At 40.9% G+C, this 16,537-nt stretch carries 17 protein-coding genes, 1 pseudogene and 1 riboswitch; of the genes and pseudogenes, 16 read left to right on the top strand and 2 right to left on the bottom strand.

Going from position 1 to position 16,537, the window contains the following annotated elements; all coding sequences use genetic code 11:
• Window positions 1-93 precede the first annotated feature (93 nt).
• Window positions 94-750 carry a TetR/AcrR family transcriptional regulator gene (locus GJU41_RS21515; protein WP_154319535.1) on the top strand — a complete coding sequence of 219 codons (657 nt, stop codon included), beginning with the start codon at window positions 94-96 and terminating at the stop codon, window positions 748-750.
• A gap of 277 nt (window positions 751-1,027) precedes the next feature.
• Here the strand turns inward: GJU41_RS21515 and GJU41_RS21520 are convergent, their stop codons facing one another.
• A complete protein-coding gene (locus GJU41_RS21520; protein ID WP_070878681.1) occupies window positions 1,028-2,317 on the bottom strand; it encodes a Na+/H+ antiporter NhaC family protein in 1,290 nt (429 codons plus the stop codon).
• 98 nt (window positions 2,318-2,415) lie between these two features.
• Window positions 2,416-2,523: riboswitch (SAM riboswitch) on the bottom strand.
• A gap of 165 nt (window positions 2,524-2,688) precedes the next feature.
• On the opposite strand from GJU41_RS21520, the gene GJU41_RS21525 reads away from it, so the two are divergent.
• The 10 genes from GJU41_RS21525 (at window position 2,689) to GJU41_RS21570 (ending at window position 9,982) form a co-directional block, all read left to right on the top strand.
• Window positions 2,689-3,315, top strand: a complete 627-nt coding sequence (locus GJU41_RS21525) for a TetR/AcrR family transcriptional regulator (protein ID WP_154319536.1) — start codon at window positions 2,689-2,691, stop codon at window positions 3,313-3,315.
• Window positions 3,312-3,866 carry a GNAT family N-acetyltransferase gene (locus GJU41_RS21530; protein ID WP_070878684.1) on the top strand — a complete coding sequence of 185 codons (555 nt, stop codon included), beginning with the start codon at window positions 3,312-3,314 and terminating at the stop codon, window positions 3,864-3,866. Before GJU41_RS21525 ends, GJU41_RS21530 begins: the two co-directional genes overlap by 4 nt.
• On the top strand, window positions 3,863-4,741 hold the full coding sequence (locus GJU41_RS21535) for a GNAT family N-acetyltransferase (protein ID WP_070878686.1): 879 nt from the start codon (window positions 3,863-3,865) through the stop codon (window positions 4,739-4,741). The genes GJU41_RS21530 and GJU41_RS21535 overlap by 4 nt, the downstream gene beginning before the upstream one ends.
• 49 nt (window positions 4,742-4,790) lie before the next feature.
• Complete coding sequence (locus GJU41_RS21540; RefSeq protein WP_224771480.1) at window positions 4,791-5,117, top strand: DUF3889 domain-containing protein; 327 nt, start codon at window positions 4,791-4,793, stop codon at window positions 5,115-5,117.
• 146 nt (window positions 5,118-5,263) lie between these two features.
• Window positions 5,264-5,641 carry a GntR family transcriptional regulator gene (locus GJU41_RS21545; protein ID WP_070878690.1) on the top strand — a complete coding sequence of 126 codons (378 nt, stop codon included), beginning with the start codon at window positions 5,264-5,266 and terminating at the stop codon, window positions 5,639-5,641.
• Entirely contained in the window at window positions 5,631-6,500 is an 870-nt protein-coding gene (locus GJU41_RS21550) for an ABC transporter ATP-binding protein (protein WP_070878692.1), read from the top strand. Before GJU41_RS21545 ends, GJU41_RS21550 begins: the two co-directional genes overlap by 11 nt.
• Window positions 6,497-7,198: a hypothetical protein gene (locus GJU41_RS21555; protein ID WP_070878693.1), complete on the top strand. Its 702-nt coding sequence runs from the start codon at window positions 6,497-6,499 to the stop codon at window positions 7,196-7,198. Before GJU41_RS21550 ends, GJU41_RS21555 begins: the two co-directional genes overlap by 4 nt.
• 119 nt (window positions 7,199-7,317) lie before the next feature.
• Complete coding sequence (gene ytvI / locus GJU41_RS21560) at window positions 7,318-8,352, top strand: sporulation integral membrane protein YtvI (protein WP_070878695.1); 1,035 nt, start codon at window positions 7,318-7,320, stop codon at window positions 8,350-8,352.
• Window positions 8,353-8,415: 63 nt separating this feature from the next.
• On the top strand, window positions 8,416-9,015 hold the full coding sequence (gene uptA / locus GJU41_RS21565; protein ID WP_070878697.1) for an undecaprenyl phosphate transporter UptA: 600 nt from the start codon (window positions 8,416-8,418) through the stop codon (window positions 9,013-9,015).
• Window positions 9,016-9,211: 196 nt separating this feature from the next.
• Window positions 9,212-9,982 (top strand): class I SAM-dependent methyltransferase, encoded by a 771-nt coding sequence (locus tag GJU41_RS21570; protein ID WP_154319538.1) that lies wholly within the window; start codon window positions 9,212-9,214, stop codon window positions 9,980-9,982.
• Window positions 9,983-10,091: 109 nt separating this feature from the next.
• Here the strand turns inward: GJU41_RS21570 and GJU41_RS21575 are convergent, their stop codons facing one another.
• Complete coding sequence (locus tag GJU41_RS21575; protein WP_070878701.1) at window positions 10,092-10,412, bottom strand: thioredoxin family protein; 321 nt, start codon at window positions 10,410-10,412, stop codon at window positions 10,092-10,094.
• A gap of 203 nt (window positions 10,413-10,615) precedes the next feature.
• On the opposite strand from GJU41_RS21575, the gene GJU41_RS21580 reads away from it, so the two are divergent.
• The 5 genes and pseudogenes from GJU41_RS21580 (at window position 10,616) to cshA (ending at window position 16,314) form a co-directional block, all read left to right on the top strand.
• Window positions 10,616-11,701, top strand: coding sequence for a D-alanine--D-alanine ligase (locus GJU41_RS21580; protein ID WP_154319539.1), 1,086 nt, complete (start codon window positions 10,616-10,618; stop codon window positions 11,699-11,701).
• An 86-nt stretch (window positions 11,702-11,787) separates the two neighbouring features.
• Window positions 11,788-13,155: a UDP-N-acetylmuramoyl-tripeptide--D-alanyl-D-alanine ligase gene (locus tag GJU41_RS21585; protein WP_154319540.1), complete on the top strand. Its 1,368-nt coding sequence runs from the start codon at window positions 11,788-11,790 to the stop codon at window positions 13,153-13,155.
• Between the two features lie 430 nt (window positions 13,156-13,585).
• Window positions 13,586-13,735 (top strand): annotated as a pseudogene (locus GJU41_RS25505) (YdeI/OmpD-associated family protein); the annotation flags it as partial.
• A gap of 215 nt (window positions 13,736-13,950) precedes the next feature.
• Window positions 13,951-14,658, top strand: coding sequence for an alpha/beta hydrolase (locus GJU41_RS21595; RefSeq protein ID WP_154319541.1), 708 nt, complete (start codon window positions 13,951-13,953; stop codon window positions 14,656-14,658).
• Between the two features lie 165 nt (window positions 14,659-14,823).
• Complete coding sequence (gene cshA, locus GJU41_RS21600) at window positions 14,824-16,314, top strand: degradosome RNA helicase CshA (protein ID WP_154319542.1); 1,491 nt, start codon at window positions 14,824-14,826, stop codon at window positions 16,312-16,314.
• Window positions 16,315-16,537: the final 223 nt, after the last annotated feature.

Genomic DNA, 16,537 nt, shown 5'->3' on the forward strand with positions numbered 1-16,537 from the left:
AAATGTTTTAACATTTAGTCAAAAAACAACATGGTTTACGAATAGAGCCTTCATTTATAATAAGGACTATAGATAAATGAGGAGTTTTAAAAAATGAGCAATCAATTTTCCATTGAAGAGCTGCTTAAGCTTACAGATGAAGATGTCAAGATGAGTGAAAAACAAAAAAAGGTAGTGGAAGCTGCCATTGAAATATTTGCAGACAAAGGGTTTGCAGCGGCATCTACCAGTGAAATTGCTAAAAAAGCGGGAGTCGCAGAGGGTACGATTTTCCGTCATTATCAAACGAAAAAAGACCTGCTGTTTTCGATTGTCATGCCGACCATAACAAAATTCATTGCCCCGTTTTTAGTGAGGAATTTTCTTCAGGATGTGACAAACCAGAATCATCAGGACCTTGAACAAATGCTGAGATTCATTCTTGAAAACCGCTATGAGTTTATCAAGAAAAATCATCCTGTGATCAAGATTTTACTTCAGGAAGTTTTTTTTCATGAAGAGTTCAGGGGGGAGCTCCGCAAGGTCGTTCTGGAACATGCAGTTGAGAAGCTGAAGCAGCTGATCAAGCACTTCCAGGAAAAAGGCGAGATGGTTGAAATGCCTCCTGAAACGGTTCTTCGAATGATTATCACCACCATTATGGGGTTCCTGATTGGAAGGTTCATCATCCTGCCGGATCTGGACTGGGATGATGAAGCGGAAAAAGAATATACGATTCAGTTTCTTTTGCATGGATTGATGAAAGAGTAGAAAACAGTGACCTTGATTGTGGGCACTGTTTTTAGCTCTTAGAATGGTTTTACCTAAAAAGGGCAATTTCTTGTTTTCAGGGTATCAAAGAGCGTCTATGAGTACATAAAATGGTCCAGATCCCGATTTAAGGGAATCAAATAGAAGTACGAGTACTCCGCGTCGTCCAAATCCAGCTTTGAAGGACATTAAAGCAAATCACAGACCATCAATACCCAGTTACATGACTCAGGTTCCATACAAAAAACAGTGCCCATAAGGACACTGTTTTTTGCATTTAAGCTGCATTTCGTTTAAATCTAGGAAACTGGATCAAAATCGCCGCAATTCCGCAGAGAGCAATCAGAATCGGATAGAACGAATACGGGAGGATGCTTGTCGGTGAGACAGAAGCGAATTCTGCTGCGGCAAGCATTTGTGCGCCGTATGGAATCAATCCCTGAATGCTGCACGAGAAGATGTCCAGGAGACTTGCTGATTTTCGTTTATCAATTTCATACTTATCAGCCATATCTTTCGCAAGTGGGCCAGTTGCAATAATGGAAATCGTATTGTTCGCTGTTGCAAGATTTGTTGAACTTACAAGGCCTGCAATGGCAAATTCTGCGCCTTTTTTAGATGAAATACGCTTTGTCATTGATTCTAAAATAAAGTGGATGCCGCCATTTCTCTTGATCAGCTCAACCATGCCGCCAATTAAAAGCGAGAGAATGACGAGCTCAGCCATGCCCATGATGCCATCTGTTATTTTTTGCAGGAAGGCTGTCAATGTATAGGTGCCGTCCATCATGCCAATGACTCCGCCAATCACAATGCCGCCAGTTAAAACCACGATCACGTTCATTCCAAGCAGTGCAGCTGTAAGAACACCGATATAAGGAAGCATTTTAATCCAGTTGAATTCACCAGGTGAAACAGGTGATTGTCCGCCGAGTGTCATCACGATTAAGACAACGCATGTGATGATGGCTGCAGGCAAAACAATAAAGAAGTTTGCTTTGAACTTGTCTTTCATTTCCGTTTGCTGTGTGCGGACAGCAGCGATTGTCGTATCAGAAATAAAGGATAAGTTATCTCCGAACATCGCTCCTCCAATGACAGCTGCCATAGCAAGAGCAACCGATACATCAGCCTGTGCACTGATTCCTACTCCGATAGGAGCAAGAGCTGCAATCGTACCTGTTGACGTTCCCATCGCCAGGGAAATGAAAGCCCCAATGATAAATAACCCAACAATCAAAAAGCTTTGCGGCAAAAAGGTAAGAGCAAGATTAACAGTTGATTCAACTGCACCCATTCCTTTGGCCACTTCTGAGAAAGCCCCAGCCAATATAAAAATAAACACCATGATCATTAAATCAGGATGACCTGCCCCTTTAGCAAAGCTCTCCACTTTTGAAGCGAATGTTTCTTTCCGATTCATCATAAGTGCAACGCCTGCTGCAATGATGATTGCTACTAGAATGGGCATTTTATAGAAGTCTCCGGTGATGATGCCGGAACCTACAAACAGACCGATAAATATGAGCAAGGGCAGAAGCGCCCAGCCTTTTCCTTTCGTTTCCATGTGAACCACCTTTCATTTCGTAAGCTCTTTTAGCCTGCATAAAAAAAGATCTCTTCTAAAATAAGAAGAGACCTTATATCCGGAATGGAAATAAGCTCTTCTCATTTTTCAAGCACAGGGCTTGCTGGAATTGGCACAGCACTCGGAATTCCGAGTCCGCTGCCGAGGCATCACAGGGCCAGTCCCTCTGCCTCTCTTAATAAGAAGATATATGTGTGTTTTTAAAAAAGTCCTTTCCTACATTAAGGGGTTATTGTGTAAAAGTCAAATGGTAGATTTAACAAATATTTTTTTCGAAATTGTTTGAATTTACCGTCATCAGTGGAATAAAATAAACTATATAGTCGGTTTTTAAGGAAGGCGGTGTAAAAGTGGCTCCAATCGTTTCAAATGAATATAAGGAGAAAAAGAAGCGCCATATCCTGGAAAGTGCCCTTAAGGCATTTGGCGAAAAAGGATTTCAGCTTGCAACAATAGACGATATTGTTGCTGAATCCGGTTTAAGCAAAGGGGCAATTTACAACTACTTTAAAAGTAAGGAGGAGATTTATCTTCAGCTGATGCAAAAGAGGACAGAAGAGAATATCGCGAAGCTGAAAAACACCTTTCAAGAAAGCAGAAATTCAAAAGAAAAACTTCACCAGTTTTTCAATAACTACGCGGAAATTGAGCTATCTCAAAAGTGGCAGAGAATGATCGGTGTACACCTTGAATTCTGGATTCACTCAGGCAGGGACGAAGAGCTGAAGCAAGTCATGACAGACCGTTATGACAATGTCTATCAAGCTCTGCTCATTGAGATTATTGAAGAAGGCATCAGGCAGAATGAATTCAAAAAAGAGACTGACCCTTCACTGGTATCTTCCATGGTGTGGGGAACCATAGATGGCATTTGCCTTCACTATTCAGTAATAGGCGGGAGTTACCCTTATCAAAAACAAATTCGTTCTTTAGAAGAAATGGTCTTCATGTATATAGAAAAAGGGGGATCTTCATGAGTTTTTTACAAGGAGAAAATGTATATTTACGTCCTTTTAAAAAAGAAGACTTTGACATGATCTTTCATAATGTGCAGGACAAAGAGATTAGACGACTTACAGGGACACAAACGTTTTTTACAATGGGAAAAATAGAAAAGGCATATGAAAGCTTTGCACTCGATAAAACACGAATGGATCTTGTGATTGCAATGAAGGAAACAGACGAGGCAATTGGAGATCTTGCATTACTTGATATTGATCTTTTAAACCGGAATGCAAGTATCAGGATCGCCTTAAATGAAGAGAAGCATCGCGGGCGGGGCTTTGGCACAGAAGCGCTGAGATTAATCCTCCAGCATGGCTTTCATAACTTGGGGTTATACCGGGTTGGACTGAATGTTTATCACTACAATGAGAGAGCAAAACGCTCTTATGAGAAACTGGGATTTAAGCAGGAAGGCGTTATCCGGGGAGAACTTTTTTATGATGGTGATTTTCACGACAACATCTTAATGGGCGTTTTAGCTGATGAATTTTGGGAAGCTGATAAGAAAAGGGGTACGTTATGATCACCATTAAAAGATTGTCTCAATGTACGCTTGAAGAAGCTTTAACCGCATGGAATAAAGGTTTTGAGGGATATTATTTTGATATGACGCTGTCTCTTGAGAATTTTTTTAATCGAATGGTGCTTGAAAACCTTTCGCCGGCATTATCTGTAGTTGCATTTCACGGCTCGAAGCCGGTTGGGCTTGTTTTGAATGGAATCAGAACCATTGATGGCAAAAAAATTGCATGGAACGGCGGAACCGGTGTTGCTCCTGAATACCGAAGTAAAGGGGTCGGGGTCAAGCTGATGGAAGAGGTATTATCCCTTTATGAAAAAGAAAATGTAGACACTGCTACTCTTGAAGCCGTTTCTCATAATGATCGTGCGATTAAGCTTTATGAAAAAATGGGCTATAAGGTAGTAGACAGGATTGCACACCTCGGACATTCAGCTCCGCTTAAGCTCGAAGAACCAAAAGGCGATTTCCGTGTTCAGGTTAAAAAGACGCGGGACGTACAAAATATCCCTTTTTATAACAAGCTGACGCCATGGCAGGTGCAGTGGCAAAACATCAGGGATGGTGAATCCATTCTTGCTGTAGACGAAAAGGGGGAAACCATCGGATTCGCTCTGTCAAAACGGAAATATGAGGATGACGGAACGCTATCTGGCATCCTTTTATTTCAATGTGAGGCACACCCTGAACATCAGGAGAAAGAAGCCCTTGTGCGCTCGCTGCTGCATGAAGCATTGGCATTCTCTAACACGGAAGAGATTCAAAGAACGGCTGTCAATCTATCTAAATCCAATCAGCTGGTCCTTGAAATCTTAGAAAAAGAGGGGTTCATTGAAAAAGCAGAACAGGTGTTTATGATCAAAGAGATGTCTGCATAGAATCCATTCAATTACAAACCCTATGAAAAAGAAAGAAGGGATTGTAAAAATGAAGAGATGGCTGAACATCTTGCTGATTTTCTGTTTGGCAGGAAGCAGTTTAACCGCGTTTTCTGTTCAAGCTCAAGCAGAAACCAAAGTGCTTTCCTATGAAGAGTACGGAAGAGTTGCGATGCGCAAGACTATGGAAAAATACCCTGATGCTCAAATCACAGACTATCTTCATGTAGGAAAAAAGAGAAAAACAACAACTTCGATTGAAACGTTCAAGCTTACACTGAAGGAAAAGGATAAAACGTTTCAAGTATTTGTTTTTGTTGAATATAATGAGAAAACCAAAAAAGTGGTTAAGGTTACATTTGAAAAGGCAGGTTAAAATTAGGCGGTCCCTCTAGGGGATTGCCTTTTTTATTTGGAATAAGTCCATTTTCAGGGTTTATATTGACAATGTTTTACAATATGATATATAGTTAATTACATAAGTAACTAACCAATTAACAAATGAACCGAAAGAGGGGTCATATGAATCCATTTTTAGATACCGACAGACCGATTTTTCAGCAAATAGCGGAGCAGATAGAAGATGACATCATAAACGGCATGGTTCAGGAAGGAGAGAGAATTCCATCGACAAATGAGTTCGCGGCACATTATCAAATTAATCCGGCAACAGCAGCAAAGGGGATCAATCAGTTAGTGGAGAAAGGCATTCTTTTTAAGAAGAGAGGGATTGGGATGTTCGTAGCTGAAGGGGCAAAGGGGATATTAACCCTCAAACGGAAAGAGCAATTTTACGAAACCTTTATTTTGCCTCTGAAGAAGGAAGCGGCAAAACTGAATATCAGTGTGAACGATCTAAAAGAAATGCTTGAAAAAGGGAGCGGTCATAATGAAGGTTAATATGAATGAATTAACGAAGGTTTATGGCAAGAAAAGCGCGCTTGACGGCATTACACTGGAACTTGAAGAAAATAAGATTTACGGGCTGCTGGGCCGGAATGGAGCGGGTAAAACGACATTGATGCAAATTCTTGCGGGTCAGATCCTGCCAACGGGTGGTTCGGTGTTAATAAATGACCAAAAACCTTTTGAAAATCAAGAGATAACAGAGTCGATCTGTTTGATCAATGAAAGCGAAAATTTTAAAAAAGGATTGAAGATAAAAGATGTCCTAAAAATCGCACGCTGCTTTTACCCGAATTGGAGCCGGGAAACAGCTGAAAAACTGCTCGAGGATTTTTATCTTCATGGAAATATGAAAGTCAAAACATTATCAAAGGGAATGGAATCTGCACTGGGAATATCGGTTGGTCTTGCAAGCCGGGCGCCAATTACGATATTTGATGAGCCATATATTGGTCTCGATGCTGCAGCCAGAAGCAGATTTTACGATTTACTATTGGAAGAGTACGAAGAATATCCGCGTACGTTTATTTTATCTACTCATCTAATAGATGAAGTCAGCCGGCTGCTGGAAGAAGTGCTCATTGTATCTGAAGGCAGGCTTTTGATGCAGAAAAATGCAGATGAACTTAGAGAGGAATCGTTTTTGGTCAATGGATCTTCAGCAGCAGTTGCTGAATTTGTAAAAAACAAAAACGTCATTTACCGCAAATCATTTGGAAGTATGGAACAGGCCGTCCTGTATGGAGAAAACCGCATAGAGGCTAAAAAGGCAGGATTACAGGTCGAACATGTGCCGGTTCAGGATTTAATGGTTTATTTAACAGCAAAACCGAAAGGCGGGGTTTCTGCATGATAAGACAATGTCGCGGCATTTTATTGTTTGAAGTATTGGATATTCGAAATTCTCTTACGATCTTCTGGACCATTTTGATCAGCTGCATGGCTTTATCCTTTGGCATTCAGTTTACAACTGGAGGAAACCTGACAGTCTCAAGCTCCGCCGCGGTCTATATTTTCAGCGCAATCGCCGGATTTATGACTGTAAAAGAAACATATCCGTTCAGCATCAAAAGAGGAGCTACAAGAAAAAATTACTATGTGGCCACGAGTCTCTTTCTCCTCATGCTCGCTATGTTTATGGCGGCTGCTCACACTCTATTAATCATGGTGATTGAAGGAATGGGTTCCATGATGGTGAATGGAAATTTCAAGATTTATTACATGGCAAAATTTCTAGGGCATGAAAATCTGTATCTTGTCAATTTCTTTATTGATGGGGCTCTCAGCTTCTTCTTATTATCAGGCTTCTTTCTTCTTGGCAGTTTGTTTTACCGGTTTGGTTTATTAGGAGGGTATGCAGCGATCGGATTGGGTGCTGTCCTTTTGTTCATTCCTGCTGTCCGCAATGAATTTATCAAAACTGGTTTTGAGTTTTTAGGCGATCAGGCCCTCCAGCATTTTGGCTATTTGATTGGAATCGGCGCGGTCTTTCTGGCAATAGGCTGGTTTGTTCTGATAAAAGCCGCCGCAAAGACAGTTTCCACGCGATAATGGACTTTAAAAGCAGGCTGAATTTGGCTTGCTTTTTTATTTTGGGATATAACTTGATTTGCTTTTAATAGATTATAATGAGAGGAACAAGCATATATATTAAAAGGAGAAACGAAAAGGTGAACAAGAAAAAATGGATTTTGCTCAGTGTTTTAATTGTGGTGGTCATAATCCTTTTGCCGCTAAGCCTATCTCTTCTATTTGCATTAGTTACTGCTCTTATATTGGAAGGGGCTGTGCAGAGGCTGCAAAACCATTTGAAGTTTGGACGGGGTCTTGCCGTTTTTACCGCATTTACAGCCTATGCTGCAATGCTTGTGATGATTGGCTATTTTACAGTTAAAGTTGTCTTTGATCAATTTGTTGCATTTGCATCAAGTCTCCCTGAAATTATTGAAGAGGTTTATGCGAGCATTATACAGCCTACTTTAACGAAATGGGAACAAGTGCAGGAAACCATTCCAAGAGGGGTTGTCCAATCGCTGGAAGAATCGTTTACAGCGGGACTTAAGTCGTTTGAAGAAGGCGTGAATGGATTTTTAAACAGTTTGATCGATTTTATTGCCTTTTTGCCCGGTTTTATGTTTGAAATCCTGATCTATCTCATTGCTTTATATTTATTCAGCCTTGAGCTTCCTCGATTAAAAAGGATGATTGCAGACAGTTTAACAATGAAAACAAAGGAGAAACTCGTTCTTGTTCTGGAAGAATTAAATAAAGCAGGGATTGGTTTTGTCAAAGCCCAGATTTTTTTAAGCGCCCTGACGTTTGTGATGGCGTTTGCGGGGCTATCTATCCTTTCAGTTCCTTACACGGTGGTCTTGTCTCTCCTTATTGTCATTGTGGATATTCTGCCGATCCTCGGAACAGGATCCTTCCTCGTTCCATGGGCGATCTACGCATTTTTTCAAAATGACCAAGCTTTATCGATAGGATTGGTGATTCTCTTTTTAGTCATTACAGTCGTCAGAAGGGTCATTGAACCTAAAATCTTTTCAAGCAGCATGGGCATTACGCCTTTAGCGGCTCTGATCAGCCTGTTCATAGGATTTAAACTCCTTGGATTTATCGGATTATTCGCAGGACCTGCCCTTGTCATTGTTTTTGACACGCTTAGAAAAGCACGTATGATTCGAACGGACTTTAAGTTCTGAACGTGTTTTGATGAGCGATCAGTGCTGTTTTCTTTTTAGAAAATACAAAGCAGAGGAGCAATTATGAAGGAATTCATTTATTCACTTTTAGAGATTCTGGCTGATTTAGGCTATTACGGGATTGCTCTGGGATTAATGATTGAGGTGATTCCGAGTGAAATTGTTCTGGGGTATGGAGGCTATTTAATTTCTCTTGGACAAATTGAATTTGCAGGAGCGGTTGTTGCGGGAGTGATTGGAGGAACGCTTGCTCAAGTTTTCCTTTATTGGATGGGGTATTATGGCGGAAGACCATTTCTTGAAAAGTTCGGGAAGTTTTTATTTATTAATAAACATCATCTGGATCTTTCAGAAGCCTGGTTTGAAAAGTACGGGGCCGGAGTTATTTTTACAGCAAGATTCATTCCGGTTGTGAGACATGCCATCTCCATTCCCGCAGGAATCGGGAAGATGCCGTTATGGAGATTTACTGTTTATACAGTGGCTGCCATGATTCCATGGACGATTTTCTTCTTGTATTTGGGGATTCAGCTTGGCACGAATTGGACAGAGATTAAATATGCTGCTGAACCGTATATTATTCCGATTGTCATTATTATGGCGCTTGCGGGAATCGGCTACTATATTGTAAAGCGCAATGATCCGCGCACAAAGAGGATTTAAGGGTTAAACAAACGTTTGATTAGATCGATAGCAAGAGGAGGCTCAAGCTTTTGGGCCTAAGCAAATCCGGCAAAAAAGTCAAACCCGGACTTATCTGTTAGGCCATAGTTAAACGGGCAATTCCTCATTTCCAATGTATGAGCCACTGAATTAAGGCTATAAATAATAACATCATTCTACTGGGGAGGCGGGTTTTATGTTCAGCAGCTACAGCAGGCTTGCAACGGAAGTTTATGATATCGATAAGCCGGTCGGCCATTCTTTTGGAGACATTGAATATTACAGGGAGCGTCTAAGGGAAGTAAAAGGACGTATTTTAGAGCCGGGAACCGGTTCAGGAAGAATCTATATTCCATTGCTTCAGGATGGACTGAACATAGAAGGGATTGATCAATCGCCGGAAATGCTTGAGTCATGCAAAAAGCGCTGCGAGGAAAGGGGGATTTCTCCTGTCCTCCGTGAAATGGATATGAGTGAGATGAAACTGCAGAGGACTTACGAAGCCATTATCATTCCCGCAGGAACGTTTTTGCTGATTGAAGATAGGAAGAAATCTATACTTGCCCTCAAGAATTTTTATGATCATCTGGCTGCAGGCGGCCGTTTGATTCTTGATCTTTATTTGCAGCCTGATACAGCCTTAAATGAAGTCAAAATAAAAACGTGGGTTACACCTGAGCAGAACGTGATTACAATGGAATCAAAGCGGGTGGAAGTGAATTTCCTTGAGCAGTATTCGGTAAGCTATTTGAAATATGAAAAGTGGCAGGACGGAAAGCTGATTGACACTGAACTGCAGAGATTTGCGATGAGATGGTACGGTGTACGTGAATTTAAACTGGTTTTAGAGCGGCTTGGATTTACAGACATTGTGATTTCAGCTGATTATACATATGGAAAAGCACCGGTTCATGCTGAGCAGACCATTACATTTGAAGCAAGAAAACCAGAAAGCACGTACTCATGAAGAGTATGTGCTTTTTGCTTTTCTTTTTTCTTCAACAAGCGACATCACGTGCTTTGAGAAGCGTTCCAGCTCAATATAAAACGTTTGGCTAATCTGTCAATTCTAAAACTTATCCGAGCTTTTCTTGAAGGAATTCCGTCACTTGCTCTGGAGATTTTGCATTAGCGCTGTGAAGATGTCCAAGCTTTTCTCCGTTTTTGAAGATCAGGATGCTTGGGATGCCCATTACTTGATACGTTTCTGCAAGTTCAGGGAACTCATCTTTATTGATTTCGTACCACTCATATTTAGAATAAGCCTCAATGATTTCATCAATGAACATATTCATTCTCGTACAGTCAGGGCACCAGTCTGCGAAAAATTTGATTAGCACCTCTTGATCTTGGGTAATTAACTCTTGAAACTGTTCTTTAGATGTAATTTGCTTCATGATCATGCCTCCTTGCTATTATTTTAATACATAATTGGGATTTTGCATTCACCAATTGCTTACGGCAGGTCCAAATAAACTTTTAAGCGGACGCAAAAAGGTGTGTCGCTCGAATGTTATAAAGAATTGCATGATGGGCTATAACAATTTGATTTGAAAATGATAATATAGAAGAGATGAACTTTCTTTAGGGGGATATCTACATGAAAATTAAAGTCGGATTATTATACGGCGGCAAGTCAGCAGAGCATCAGGTTTCTTTGCAGACAGCACTTGCTGTTATAAAAGCGTTAGATACAAACAAATTTGATATACATCCAATCTATATTTCAGATAAAGGCGAATGGATCCGGGGAGCAAAATTGCAGGAGCCTGTTGAAAACGTTGCTGCTCTTCAGTTTAAAGACGGAGGCACAGCTGTTTTGCCGGTTGCTTTGAATCAGGATCTCTTTCCTTCAAAGACGGACAATGAGCATGAGCAAATCGATGTCGTGTTCCCGCTTCTGCATGGACCTAACGGTGAAGACGGAACGGTTCAGGGAATGCTTGAACTTCTGAATCTTCCTTATGTAGGGAATGGCGTTCTTGCTTCCGCAGCCGGAATGGATAAAGTGATCATGAAAAACTTGTTTGCACAGGCAGGACTTGAGCAGGCTAAATACGTTTCATTCATTAAGAGCGACTGGAAGAAAGCTCCGGAAAAAGCATACGAGACAGTTGAGCAGGAGCTTGGCTACCCTTGCTTTGTAAAACCTGCAAACCTTGGATCAAGTGTCGGCATCAGCAAATGCAAAGACCGTGAAGCCCTTGTAAAAGCTTTTGATGAAGCATTCAATTATGACCGCAAAATTATTATTGAAGAAGGCATCATCGGCCGTGAAATCGAAATCGGCGTCATTGGAAACGATGAACCAAGCTGCTCTGTAGTCGGAGAGGTTGCACCTAAAAAAGAATTTTACGACTACAACTCGAAATACGTTGATGGCGATACAGATATGATGATCCCGGCACAAGTTACAGAAGAAGAATATGCTCTGATCAAAGATTTAGCGATTAAATCATTTAAGGCTATTGATGGATCAGGTCTTGTGCGTGCAGATTTCTTTTTAACAGAAGACGGAAGAGCATTGATCAATGAAGTAAACACAATGCCTGGGTTTACTCCTTACAGCATGTTCCCGCTGCTTTGGAAGCATGCAGGTGTCGAGTACCCTGAGCTAATCGAAAAATTAGTTGAGCTTGCGCTTGAGCGCCACGAAGGAAAACAGCAAATTAAACATACGTTTTAAGAAAGCATGGAAACACTATTCTTAGGAATAGTGTTTCTTGGTCTACATATTGATGAATAAACATGGATTTGAAAGGAGCAAAACAAATGATACGACGTTCGTTATTGGATATTCAAACAATGGCAGGCGGATCAGGATTATCTGCTGAAAAAGAAAATGAATTCATTCATGGTATTACAACGGATTCTAGGAAGATTGAAGCGGGAACTCTGTTCATTCCGATTGTCGGCGAAAATTTTGACGGGCATGAGTTTGCCGGGAAAGCACTTCAGGAAGGTGCTGCTGCAACTTTATGGGACCGCTCAAAACCTAATCCCCCTGCAGGTGCCGTTATTTTAGTTGAAGATACGTTAAAGGCATTGCAGAAATTAGCAAGCAGCTATTTAGAACAGCTTCAGCTTAAGGTAATCGGCGTAACAGGAAGCAATGGGAAAACAACGACTAAAGATATGGTAGCTTCTCTGCTTTCAACGACGTACAAAGTACATAAAACCAAAGGGAATTTTAACAATCATATTGGGCTGCCGCTTACGATTCTGAGTATGACTGAGGACGTAGAAGTAGCGGTACTCGAAATGGGCATGAGCAACCGGGGAGAAATTGAGCTCTTATCAAACCTTGCTAAGCCGGATGCTGCGATCATCACAAATATCGGCGAGTCCCATTTAATGAATTTGGGTTCTAGAGAAGGCATTGCAGAAGCGAAGCTTGAAATCGTCAGCGGACTTAAGCCTGACGGCGTGCTTATTTATGACGGAGAGGAACCTTTGCTTAATGAACGCATTCAATCTTATTCGTTTAAAACGATTTCTTTTGGCGGGTCAAAACGGAATGCCTATTCTCCTTCAGAGATTCAGCAAACAGAAAACGGCACATTCTTTAAAATCAGCGGGCGGGAAGAAAAGTTATTTTTGCCTGTGCTTGGAAAACATAATGTGAATAATGCGCTTGCTGCCATCGCTGCAGCAGAATTCTTGGGTGTGACACAAGAGAAAATCAGTGAAGGATTGAAAGCGATCCAAATGACGGGCATGCGACTTGAATTAACGAAAACAAAAGAGAATCTTGCTGTAATCAATGATGCATACAATGCAAGCCCGACTTCAATGAAAGCTGCCATCAGACTTGCCTGTGATATGCAGGGATACAATCAGAAAATTTTGGTTCTTGGAGACATCCTTGAACTTGGCGATGAGATGCAGGTGAAGTTTCATCAAGAGGTAGGAGAATCAATCGACTCAAAAGAGATTGATTATCTCTTCACGTTCGGAAAACTGGGAGCGGAAATTGCTGCAGGAGCACATAAGAAGATGGATTCATCCCTCATTCATGTTTATCAGGATAAACAAGAGCTTGTTAACCATTTAAAACAGACGGTAAAATCCGGAGATCTCGTATTAGTAAAAGCTTCACGAGGCATGAAGCTAGAAGAAGTCGTCAATGCGCTTGTTTAAGAAGGAAATAGCATGAACGAAGCAATTGTAGTTAAAATATTGCCGCATAAAAAAATTCTGGTGTTAAATGCACCAGAAGATTATTTTAAAGACATATTAGCATTGCCTGAGGGTTGATTGCTCCACACTGCTCCAGAGGGGAAATACGAATTTGTGCATTTATATGGGTTTCATATCCTAATAAATCTTCAAATATAAAAACAGATATTAATCGGGATCAAGGATGGGATGTACTTATAAATGAAGGGCTTGTGGGGATTGCGCAGATTGCCATCGACGACACATGGCCAGCCTTAAGATTCAGGCCAAAAGATGCAATCAAAAAATTAATCCGTAAGAAGGAAATAGGAATTAAACAGGCAGCCTCTAATAAGGGCTCCTCAAACAAATAGTGAATCATTCCTGAAAAACTGCAGGGAAATTTAGAAAAAATGAGGAAGCGGCAGCCTTTTTTAATGGGCTTGCACCTTCTCACAAACGGTCTTATGTAGTATGGATCACCAGTGCTAAACGTCCAGAAACATATAAAAAAAGTAACTGCTGCAGAATAAAAAGGGCCCTTATATTCATTAAAAAATAAATGGTGCAATGACTAAAACAACTAATCCAATACCCACTGAATATGGTGTTAATTCACTCAATACTTCTACTGCACTATCTTTTAAGACTGTCATTATGAACGCTCCTTTTTGTTTTAAAATATAGTAACCCAGGGTACTTTTTATATACCCAGGGTTTTTTTATTTAAAACTACAACTGGCGCAGTTTAAAAAATGACATTTGGGAGAGAGTGACATGAAAGGATGCCTATGTATTCACGGATTTACTGGTGCCCCGTATGAAGTGGAACCTCTTGTCCGCCATTTGAAGGAAGAGACAGACTGGGTGCTTAAAGTGCCTACTCTTCCAGGGCACGGAGAAACCCCGAGTTTGAGAGGGATTGGGTTTAATCAATGGATTGCCCATGCTGAAAATGAATTAAGGGATCTATTAGAAGAATGCACAGAAGTCTATATCATTGGATTTTCAATGGGTGGATTAATTGCTGCGTATCTTGCATCAAGGTATCCGGTGGCAAAACTGGTCCTGTTAAGCGCGGCTGCTTATTACCTTAATCCCCGCCAGATGATTGTTGACGTAAAAGATCTCATTGCAGATGCCATTCGGGGTAATGGTGCAAACAATGAAATTTATATAAGATACAGAAAAAAAGTGCTGGAAACGCCAATCGCAGCTACTCTCGAGTTCAGGAAATTGGTCAGGTACATTCGCCCAATATTGGATAAAATAACTATACCGGTCCTCATCGTTCAAGGTGAATGTGATGGAATTGTACCTGTAAAAAGTGCAAGATATATTTATGAGAGAATCACTTCAGAGCAGAAGGAGCTTTGTTTTCTCCCCTGTTCGAAGCATCTCATTTGCCATGGGGAGGATTTCCCAATGCTTGTTGAAGTTATAGAATCCTTCCTGATGACACAAAATAAAATGAGTGTAAAATGAACCACATCTCTAAGGCTTGTTGTAAAAGCATAAAAAAAGTGATATGATTAAAGTTAAGTGTTTACGGGCTTTTATAAAGCTAACGTTTTGCCCGATGGGGCGTTTTTTGATTCACCATACATGAAAGTCTGTGAAAGCTATAGAGATTAAAAGGAGTAGAACAAATTGACAATTACGTTTCAAGAACTAGGTATCAGCCCATTATTAATGGAAGCTATTAATAAAATGGGGTTTGAAGAAGCTACACCTATCCAAGCACAAACCATTCCACTGGGGCTTCAAAATAAAGATGTGATCGGCCAAGCACAAACTGGAACTGGTAAAACAGCTGCATTCGGTATTCCGCTTATTGAAAAAATCGATGTTAAACAAGATAAGATTCAAGGAATCATCATTGCACCGACTCGCGAACTTGCGATTCAAGTATCTGAAGAGCTTTACAAAATCGGTTCAGCTAAACGCGTTCGCGTTCTTCCGATTTACGGAGGACAGGATATTAACCGCCAAATTCGTTCATTGAAGAAATTTCCTCACATTATCGTTGGTACTCCGGGCCGTCTAATCGACCATATCAACCGTAAAACATTGAAATTATCTGACGTTCAAACAGTTGTAATGGATGAAGCAGATGAAATGCTGAACATGGGATTCATTGAAGATATTGAAAACATTCTTTCAAATGTTCCTTCTGAGCATCAAACATTGCTGTTCTCAGCTACAATGCCTGATCCAATCAGACGCATCGCTGAAAAATTCATGACAAATCCTGAGCTTGTTAAAGTAAAAGCGAAGGAAATGACTGTTTCAAACATTCAGCAGTTCTTCATTGAAGTGCAGGAAAAGAAGAAGTTTGATGTATTAACACGTCTTCTTGACATTCAATCTCCTGAGCTTGCGATCGTTTTCGGACGCACAAAGCGCAGAGTTGATGAGCTTTCTGAAGCTTTAATGCTTAGAGGATATGCAGCTGAGGGAATTCATGGCGACTTAACTCAAGCTAAACGTATGTCTGCTCTTCGCAAATTTAAAGAAGGCGCAATCGAAGTGCTTGTAGCTACTGACGTTGCTGCGCGCGGACTTGACATTTCTGGTGTAACTCATGTTTACAACTTTGATGTTCCTCAAGACCCTGAAAGCTACGTTCACCGTATCGGCCGTACAGGCCGTGCAGGCAAAACGGGTGCTGCGATGACATTCGTAACACCAAGAGAACAAGATATGCTTAAAATCATTGAGCGTACGACTAAACGCAAAATGGACCGCATGAAAGCACCGACTCTTGATGAGGCGCTTGAAGGTCAGCAATCTGTTTCAATCGATAAAATCCGTCAGACAATTACTGATGATAACTTGTCATTCTATAAGCGTACGGCTGAAGCATTGCTTGAAGAATTCGACCAAGTATCAGTGCTTGCTGCTGCAATTAAATTAATGACAAAAGAACCTAACCAAACTCCGGTTAACTTAACGGATGAGGCTCCTATGTATGCGAAAAGAGGCGGAAAACGTTCTTCTTCTTCTTCAAGCAACCGCAACAGAAGAGACGGCCAGCGCCCGCATTCTAAGAGCAACAACAAACGTTCTTACGGACAACAAGGCGGAAAGCCAAACAGCAACAACAAAAGACGTTACTCAAACTCATCTTCATCTAACTAATAGATGATGCAAAACACACCGTGCATGTATGTACGGTGTGTTTTTTTGTGCTTTTTGGCTGATTAACTCTTGTTTAGCGCACTTCGGCTGGAGTGGTATCCTCTCTATGTGCTGTTAACTCCGGTTTAGCACACTTCCGGTGGAGTGGTATCCTCAGTTTGTGCTCTTAACTCCGGTTTAGAGCATACTGCGAAGCTGCCGCACTTATTTTCCTGCATACCGG

The sequence above is a fragment of the Metabacillus idriensis genome (assembly GCF_009674765.1).
Lineage (GTDB): Bacteria > Bacillota > Bacilli > Bacillales > Bacillaceae > Bacillus_P > Bacillus_P idriensis.